Origin of the sequence: Arenimonas sp. (assembly GCF_019459675.1) — a bacterium.
GTDB lineage: Bacteria > Pseudomonadota > Gammaproteobacteria > Xanthomonadales > Xanthomonadaceae > Arenimonas.
The window spans coordinates 1-8,217 of the sequence record NZ_JAIBFH010000339.1 but is presented as its reverse complement, the minus strand read 5'-3'; the positions used below and the strand labels follow the sequence as shown (position 1 = coordinate 8,217).

Genomic DNA, 8,217 nt, shown 5'->3' with positions numbered 1-8,217 from the left:
TGAAGAGATGCCTCGCCCAACGTTTGAAATTCACCATGAGCCCGATGCGCCTCCGCCGCCGAATCCCCCCCCCCCCCCCCCCCCCCCCCCCCCCCCCCCCCCCCCCCCCCCCAACACCCCCCCGCCCCCCACGGGCCGCGGCGCAGTCCGCCGGACAGGGCTGCTAGAATCAAGGCCCCGTGAAAACGAATTCCCCGGCCTTCCATGACGGTCCATCGCAACGTCCTTGAGCTCATCGGCGAGACGCCCATCGTCCGCGCCCAACACCTTGATACCGGCCTGTGCGAGCTGTACCTCAAGCTCGAGTGCATGAACCCCGGTGGCTCGATCAAGGACCGCATCGGCCTGAAGATGATCGAGGCCGCCGAGGCCCGCGGCGACCTGCAGCCCGGCGCCACCCTGGTGGAAGGCACGGCCGGCAACACCGGCATCGGCCTGGCGCTGGTGGCCCAGCAGAAGGGCTACCGCCTGCTGCTGGTGGTGCCGGACAAGATGAGCCGGGAAAAAATCTTCAACCTGCGCGCCATGGGCGCCGAAGTGCTGCTCACGCGTTCGGACGTGGCCAAGGGCCATCCCGAGTACTACCAGGACATGGCCGCGCGCATCGCCGCCGAAACGCCTGGCGCCTACTTCGTCAACCAGTTCGGCAACCCCGACAACCCGGCCGCGCACGAACACGGCACCGGCCCCGAGATCTGGCGCCAGATGGACCACGACATGGACGCCATCGTGTTCGGCTGCGGCAGCTCGGGCACGATGACCGGGCTTTCGCGCTTCTTCGCCAAGGCGGCGCCGCACGTGGAGCTGGTGCTGGCCGACCCGGTCGGGTCCATCCTTACCCAGTACATCAACGAGGGCGTGCTGAGCACCAAGTCCGGCAGCTGGCTGGTGGAAGGCATCGGCGAAGACTTCCTGCCCGACATCTCCGACTTCACCCGCGTCACGAAAGCCTACGCCGTGTCCGACAAGGACAGCTTCCTGGCCGGCCGCGAACTGCTGATGAAGGAAGGCGTGCTGGGCGGTTCGTCGTCGGGCACGCTGCTGACCGCCGCGCTGCGCTACTGCCGCGAACAGACCACGCCCAAGAAGGTGGTGGTGTTCGTCTGCGACACGGGCAACAAGTACCTGTCCAAGATGTACAACGACTACTGGATGCTGGACAACGGCTTCCTGGAACGCCCGGTGCACGGCGACCTGCGCGACCTGATCCTGCGGCCCTACGCCCAGCGCGACACGGTGGTGGTGGCGCCCACCGACAGCCTGCAGGTGGCCTACCAGCGCATGAAGATGTACGACGTGTCGCAGCTGCCGGTGATGGTGGGCGACGAGATCGTCGGCATCGTCGATGAAAGCGACGTGCTGATGCACGTGTTCGGCCAGGACACGCGCTTCCAGGAGCCCGTGTCCACCGCCATGGTGAGCAAGCTCGACAAGCTCGAGGTCACTTCGCCGATGGCCGCGCTGCTGCCGGTGTTCGACCGCGGCCACGTGGCGATCGTGATGGACGGGGTGAGGTTCCTGGGCCTGATCACCCGCATCGACCTGCTGAACTACCTGCGACGCCGGGCCCAGTGACGGGGCTGAACCGCAGGCCGACGGAGCAGCGCGCGCGCCGCAGGGGCGCCCCGGGCGAACTGCTATGCTCCAGCCGCCCATCCGCCGCCCCGGTGCCCTGTTTCGCGCGATGAACGCCCAGACCCTTCCCCCACTGCCGGCCAGCCAACGACGCATCGGCGAACTGCTGGTCGAGCGCCAGCTCGCCACGCGCGCCGACATCTCCAAGGCCCTGGCGTTCCAGCACCAGTTTGGCGGGCGCCTGGGCAGCATCCTGGTGCGCCTGGGCGCGCTGTCGGAGGAGTCGCTGCTGCCGGTGCTGGCGGTGCAGCTGGACATGGCCCTGCTTGAAAGCGCCGAGTGGCCGCAGGACGCAGCCGCCATCCGCCGCGTCGCCCAGGCCAGCGGCCTGGTGGTCGACTGGTGGGTGGACAACGGCGTGGTGGGCTGGGAAGTGGAGGGTGCCGGCATCGTCCTGGTGGCCCGCGACCCGCTTGACCCGTCGATCAACGAAATCCTCGAGCAGCGGCTCGAACCCGGCCGATGGTCGTGGCGCCTGGTGCGCAGCCAGGACATCGACCGCTTCATCGACATGGCCGCGCGCGCCGAACGCAGCGAGGACGACTTCGGTGACGACGACGTCAGCCACCTGCGCGAACTGGCCGAGGAAGCGCCCGTCATCGAACTGGTGAACAACCTGCTGGCCCAGGCCATGGACCAGCGCGCATCCGACATCCACATCGAGCCCGAGGAGCAGTGCTTCCACGTGCGCCTGCGCATCGACGGCATCCTGCACAACAAGCTCACCCTGCCGGCCAGCCGCTACCCGGCGGTGGCTTCGCGCGTGAAGCTGATCTCGGGCATGGACATCGCCGAGCGCCGGCTGCCGCAGGACGGCCGCCTGAGCACGCGCGTCAGCGGCCAGGACGTGGACATCCGCGCCTCGGCGGTGCCGGCGGTGCACGGCGAATCGCTGGTGCTGCGCCTGCTGCCCAAGGAGCGCAAGGACCTCAGCCTGGAGCGGCTGGGCTTCACGCCGCGCGACCTGGCGCTGTTCCGCAACTGGGCGCGCGAGCCGCACGGCATCGTGCTGGTGACCGGCCCCACCGGCTCGGGCAAGTCCACCACCCTTTACGGCACGCTGGAGGAAATGAACCAGCGCGACCGCAAGATCATCACCGTCGAAGATCCGGTGGAATACCAGGTGGGCGGCGTCACCCAGATCCAGGCCGTGGCGGACATCGGCTACACGTTCGCCCGGGCGCTGCGCGCGATCCTGCGCCAGGACCCGGACGTGATCATGATAGGCGAAATCCGCGACCTGGAAACCGCCGAGATCGCGGTGCAGTCCGCGCTCACCGGCCACCTGGTGCTGTCCACCCTGCACACCAACGACGCGGTGAGTGCCTTCACCCGCCTGATCGACATGGGCGTCGAGCCCTTCCTGGTGGCCACCAGCGTGCGCGCGGTCCAGGCGCAGCGCCTGGTGCGCTGCGTCTGCCCCGACTGCAGCGAGCCGGCCGAGGTGCTGCCCGCGGTGGCGCGCCTGGTGGCGCCGCTGCTCGACGCCGGTTCGACGCCCGCCAACTGGCGGCGCGCGGTGGGCTGCCCGCGCTGCCAGGGCACCGGCTACCGCGGCCGGCTGGGCATCTACGAACTGGTGGACGTTACGCCGGAAATGCAGGAGCTGGTGCTTGAGCGCGCCACCGCCGAGCGCATGCGCGCGATGGCGGCGTCGCAGGGCAGCCGCACGCTGCGCGAGGACGGCCTGATGAAAGCGCGCGCCGGCCTGACCACGGTGGACGAGGTGGTGCGGGTCACCGGCGGCCTGGCGGCTGAAGCCTGAGCCCATGCAGTTCCGCTACCAGGCAATCGACCAGAGTGGCCACGCCGTGTCGGGCCTGGCCGATGGCCGCACCGAGCGCGAGGTCGCTCGCCAGCTGACGCAGCAGAACCTCACGCTGCTGTCGCTGGCCGAGGCCGGCGAAACCCAGGTGCGCCGCCGCCGGGGCAAGTCGTCGCTGCGCGAGCTGCAGCTGGTGCTGCAGGAGTTCACCACGCTGCTCGAGGCCGGCGTGTCGCTGGTCACGTCGCTGTCGTCGCTGGCCAAGTCCAGCCACCATCCTCAAATCACCGGCGTGTTCGCCGAGCTGGAAAAAGCGGTGCGCCGCGGCGACAGCTTCAGCGCCGCGCTGCGCGTGTCGGGCCTGCCGGTGCCCGAGTATTTCCATCAGCTGGTGGAGGCGGGCGAGGCCACCGGCCGCCTGGCCGAGTCGCTGCGCGGCGGCGTCGAACAGTTCGAATACGACCAGCGGGTGACGTCCGAGATCCGCTCGGCCCTGGTTTATCCGGCGGTGCTGGTGTTCTCGGGCATCGCCTCGGTGTCGATCATTTTCCTGTGGGTGGTGCCGCGCTTCGGCAGCCTGCTGACCCAGCATGGCGACACCATGCCGGCCCTTTCGCGCTGGACCATCGGTGCCGGCGTCTGGTTCAGCGACCACGTGTGGCTGGTGGTGGCGGCGCTGGCCCTGGCGCTGCTGGGCCTGCGTTCGGTGCTCAACCGCCCGGGCATCCGCGACCGCCTGGCCGAGTTCGCCGCCGGCCTGCCGGTGATCGGTGAATGGCTGGTGGAAGCCGAGGTCGGTCGCTGGGCCAGCACCCTGGCTGCCCTGCTGACGGGCAAGGTGGAGTTGATCCGGGCGCTGGGCCTGTCGGCAGGCTCGGTGCGGCTTGCCTTCCTGCGCAGCCGCCTGACCCAGGTGGCCAAGTCGGTGAAGTCGGGCGCGACGCTGTCGGCCGCCCTGCGCGAACACCGCGCGCTCAATCCCACCGGTTACGACCTGGTGGCGGTGGGCGAAACCAGCGGCGAATTGCCCAAGCTTCTGTCGGCGCTGGCGCGCCTGTACGAAACCACGGGCCGCGACCGTATTAAGCGCGCGTTGCAATTGATCGAGCCGCTGGCGATTATTATCATCGGCAGCGTCATCGGCGTGATCGTCACGGCCATCATCCTGGCGATCACCAGCGTCAACGATGTTCCGCTCTGACGCGGCCCCCACGGAGTCCCCCATGCTTGCCCCCAGGAAGTCCGCCGGTTTCTCCCTGCTTGAGATGCTGGTCGTGTTGGTCATCATCGGGCTGATTGCCAGCCTGGTGGGTCCGCGCCTGTTCAGCCGCGTCGACACGTCCAAGGTGCAGGTCGCCGATACCCAGGTGCGCATGCTGCGCGGCGCCGTCGAAACCTACCGGCTTGAAGTCGGGCGGCTGCCGGCAGCGGACGAAGGCCTGGCCGTGCTTTACGCGCCGCCTGCCGACGAGCGGCTCAAGGCGCGCTGGCGTGGCCCCTACCTGGACGAGCAGGTGCCGCTCGATCCCTGGGACAATCCCTACGTCTACAGCATCCCCGGCGCCAACGGGATGCCCTTCGCGCTTTACTCGCTGGGCGCCGACGGCGTGCGCGGCGGCGAGGGCAACGATGCCGACATCGGGTTCCTGCCGACCCAATGAGGCGCGGCTGCGCCAGCCGGGTCGGTCGCGGTGGCTTCAGCCTGCTTGAACTGCTGGTGGTGCTGGCCTTGATCGGCATGCTCAGCGCCGTGGTGGCGCCGCGCCTGGCGCGAACCTACGACGCCATCGCCGGCAGCGGCGAACGCGACGAGGTCGTGCGCCAGATGGAAAGGCTGCCGCTGCTTGCGCGCCACGACGGCCAGGCCATCGTGATCGGGCGCGGCGACCGCGCGGCGCTGTCGAGTCGCATCACGCTGCCCGAGGGCTGGTCGGTAAGCCCGCTGGAAGAACTGCGGATCGAAGCGAGCGGCGTCTGCCATCCCGCTCGCCTGAGCGTGTCCGGGCGCGGCGTGGTCGAAGTGCGCCAACTCACCGCGCCGGCCTGCGAGGTCCGTGATGAAGAGTAGGGCGCGCGCGCGCGGCTTCTCGCTGCTTGAAGCGGTGGTGGCCCTGGCCATACTCGCGGCCGCGGGCATGGCGCTGTTCGCGGCGATGACGCAGTCGGTGCAGATGGTGGGTCGCGCCGAGCGCGCGCGCGACGCCGACCTGGCGCTGCGCAATTCCCTGGCCTGGGTCGACCTGGTCAACCCCATGGACGAGCCCACGGGCGAGCGCGACATCGGCCCCTACCAATTGCGCTGGCGGGCCGAGCTGCTGGAACCGCCGCGCGACGGCACCACCGGTTACCTGCAGCCGGGCCTGTACCAGATCGGCCTTTATCGCATGGAGCTTGAACTCTGGCGCGACGGCACGCTCGAGCGTGAGGCCGAACTCAACCGCGCCGGCTTCCGCCAGGTGCGCAAGCGCCAGGTCCTGTGACCATGGCGCGCGCTCGCTTCCCGGCACGCAGCCGCGGCTTCTCGCTGCTCGAGGCCATCGTCACGCTGGTCATCGTGGCCTTGATCGTTACGCTGCTGATGCAGGCGCTGGCCCAGTCGCTGGACCTTCGCGAACGTCTGCTGCGCCACCAGCGCCTGGCCACGGTGGCCAGCCTGCAGGAGCAGTGGTTCCGGGAAACCGTGTCCAGCTCGATGGCCGACCTGGGCGACGGGCTGGGTCGCATGGCCGGCACCGGCGACACGCTGGAGCTGGTGACCTCGGTCCCGCTGGGCGACGGCGGCCTGCAGCGGGTGAAATGGTGGCTGCAGCCGGTGCCCGGCGGCCTGGCGCTGCACTACTCCGACAGCACCTGGGACGACCTGGTGGTGGTGGCCGGCCCGCTGCAGGACGCCAGCTTTGCCTACCTCGACGGCGCCCTGGAATGGAGCGGGCGCTGGGAGCCGGAAGCCGAGGCGACCGACATCCTGCCGCGGATGGTTCGCCTGCAGGCCAACACCGCCACTGGCGAACTGCAGTGGCTGGTGCCCGTTGCGGCCCATCCGCGCGTGCCCGGCTACCTGCGTCCGCAAGATGCCGCCAGTGGCCTCTGACCTGCGCCGGGCGCCGCCGCGACAGTCCGCCGGCTTCGTGCTGGCGGTGACGCTGTGGCTGTTGGCCGGCATCGCCATCGTGGTCGGCCTGATTACGCTATGGAGCCTGGACGAAGTCCGCGATGCCGCCCGCGACCGCGAACGCGTCGAGGCGCAGCTGGAATTGATGGGCACGCGCGACACCTTGCTGTATCTCGCCTCCACCCGCGACATCACCATCGCCGGCCTGCCCACCGAAGCCCTGTCCGAAGAAGAGCGCGCCACGCGCCTGCTCAAGGAGTTCGGCGCCTTCGACCGCAGTCCGCGCGGAGGGGAACTGCGGCTCGACGGGCAGCCCTACCTGGGCCTGGGCAGCAGCGCTTTCCTGATGCAGGACGAATCGGGGCTTTACTCCCTGGTATGGCCGGCGGCCGACAACCTGGACCGGTTCCTGGCCTCCCGCGGGATGGACAGCAAGAAGATCCCCGGGCTGCGCGACCCGCTGCTGGACTACATCGACCAGGACCAGCTGACCCGCCTGCATGGCGCGGAAGCCGGGGACTACGAGCGCGAGGACCTGCCCGCGCCACCCAACCGCCGCCTGCTCCTGCCCAAGGAAGTGGGACGCGTGATGGGCTGGCGCGACTTGCCGAGGGAACAGCGCAACCAGATCGTGGAGTTGAGCACGACCTACTACGCCGGAGCCGTCAACCTCAACACCATGCCGCCCGCGCTGCTGCCGGGGTGGCTGCAGGGCTGCCCGGAAACCTGCGACACCTTCCGGGCGCAGCGCGAGCTGCGGCCGTTCCGCAGCAGCCTCGAGGTCGAGACCCTGCTGGGCGTGCGGCTGCCCGGCGACGGCGCCGTGGAGTACCGGTACGCGCCCTCCGATGTCCTGCGCCTGACGCTGTGGGGTCGTACAGGCGCGGCGTTGCGCATCCATGTACAGTTGACGCCCTTGGCCGACCAGACCGGTCCCTGGTCCATCCTCGCTGCTTATCCCGTGCCGCGCCCAGCCCTGAATGCGACTCCGAAACCAACTAGCAGCGCTTTTTTCGCCGACGCGCCGACTGATCGGCCCTGAGGCCACCCTCCTGCACTCTGGCGGCGCCCTCGGGCCCCGGGAGTGGGTGGTTGCGCGTGCGGACTGCCAGTACCACCCCTTCGATTTCTCCGAGCTGCCGCTGCGCCAGCGCGCGCCCGCGGCGCTGATGGCCGTGCGCCGGCATGAGCCTGCACCCGGCGCGCGTCATTACCTTGCCTGGGAAGGCGGCGTCGCCCATGCCTGGATCTGGTCGCAGCCGGACGAACAGGCGGGCGACGACGACGCGGGCTGGATTCCGGAAACCCTGCTGCGGGCGCCGCCGCTGTTCGATGGCCCGCGCCTGCTGGCGCAGATGCGCGGTTTCGAGGGCCAGCTGTGGAGCGACGGTCGGCTCCGGGCCAGCCGCTGGTGGCCCGACGTGCCCCGGGCCGATGCCTGGCGTCGCTTCCTGCGTGCCGGTGGCCTGGGACCCGAAGGTGACGGCGAACCGCCCATCCCCGAGGTGCTGCCGTGGTTGCCGCAGCCCTGGGGCGACAAGTCCCGGCGCCTGCCGGGCTCGCCCGCGGCGCTTGAGCGGCTGGCATGGACGGCGGGCATCGGCCTGCTGGCGCTGGGCCTGGGCTGGCAGCTGGCGGCCCAGGCGAACTGGTCGTTCGCGCTGGCGCGGGTGGAGTCGCGGGTCGAAGCGCTGCGCGCGCAGGC

General features: G+C 70.0%; 9 protein-coding genes. All 9 read left to right on the top strand.

What is annotated here, in order from left to right; genetic code table 11:
• Positions 1–204: 204 nt before the first annotated feature.
• Positions 205–1,575, top strand: a complete 1,371-nt coding sequence (locus tag K0M70_RS11390; protein WP_290781978.1) for a pyridoxal-phosphate dependent enzyme — start codon at positions 205–207, stop codon at positions 1,573–1,575.
• Between the two features lie 109 nt (positions 1,576–1,684).
• Entirely contained in the window at positions 1,685–3,400 is a 1,716-nt protein-coding gene (locus tag K0M70_RS11385; RefSeq protein WP_290781976.1) for a type II/IV secretion system protein, read from the top strand.
• Between the two features lie 4 nt (positions 3,401–3,404).
• Positions 3,405–4,601 (top strand): type II secretion system F family protein, encoded by a 1,197-nt coding sequence (locus K0M70_RS11380; protein WP_290781974.1) that lies wholly within the window; start codon positions 3,405–3,407, stop codon positions 4,599–4,601.
• A gap of 22 nt (positions 4,602–4,623) precedes the next feature.
• Positions 4,624–5,061, top strand: coding sequence for a type II secretion system major pseudopilin GspG (gspG, locus tag K0M70_RS11375; RefSeq protein ID WP_290781973.1), 438 nt, complete (start codon positions 4,624–4,626; stop codon positions 5,059–5,061).
• The gene (locus tag K0M70_RS11370) at positions 5,058–5,468 is read left to right on the top strand and encodes a prepilin-type N-terminal cleavage/methylation domain-containing protein (RefSeq protein ID WP_290781972.1); all 411 of its coding nucleotides are present in this window, start codon (positions 5,058–5,060) and stop codon (positions 5,466–5,468) included. Before gspG ends, K0M70_RS11370 begins: the two co-directional genes overlap by 4 nt.
• On the top strand, positions 5,458–5,880 hold the full coding sequence (locus K0M70_RS11365) for a prepilin-type N-terminal cleavage/methylation domain-containing protein (protein ID WP_290781971.1): 423 nt from the start codon (positions 5,458–5,460) through the stop codon (positions 5,878–5,880). Before K0M70_RS11370 ends, K0M70_RS11365 begins: the two co-directional genes overlap by 11 nt.
• A gap of 2 nt (positions 5,881–5,882) precedes the next feature.
• Entirely contained in the window at positions 5,883–6,491 is a 609-nt protein-coding gene (locus K0M70_RS11360) for a type II secretion system protein (protein WP_290781970.1), read from the top strand.
• The gene (locus K0M70_RS11355) at positions 6,481–7,554 is read left to right on the top strand and encodes a type II secretion system protein GspK (RefSeq protein WP_290781969.1); all 1,074 of its coding nucleotides are present in this window, start codon (positions 6,481–6,483) and stop codon (positions 7,552–7,554) included. The genes K0M70_RS11360 and K0M70_RS11355 overlap by 11 nt, the downstream gene beginning before the upstream one ends.
• Before the next feature lie 46 nt (positions 7,555–7,600).
• Positions 7,601–8,217 (top strand): hypothetical protein (locus tag K0M70_RS11350; protein ID WP_290781968.1); only part of this gene is annotated, 617 nt, incomplete at its 3' end.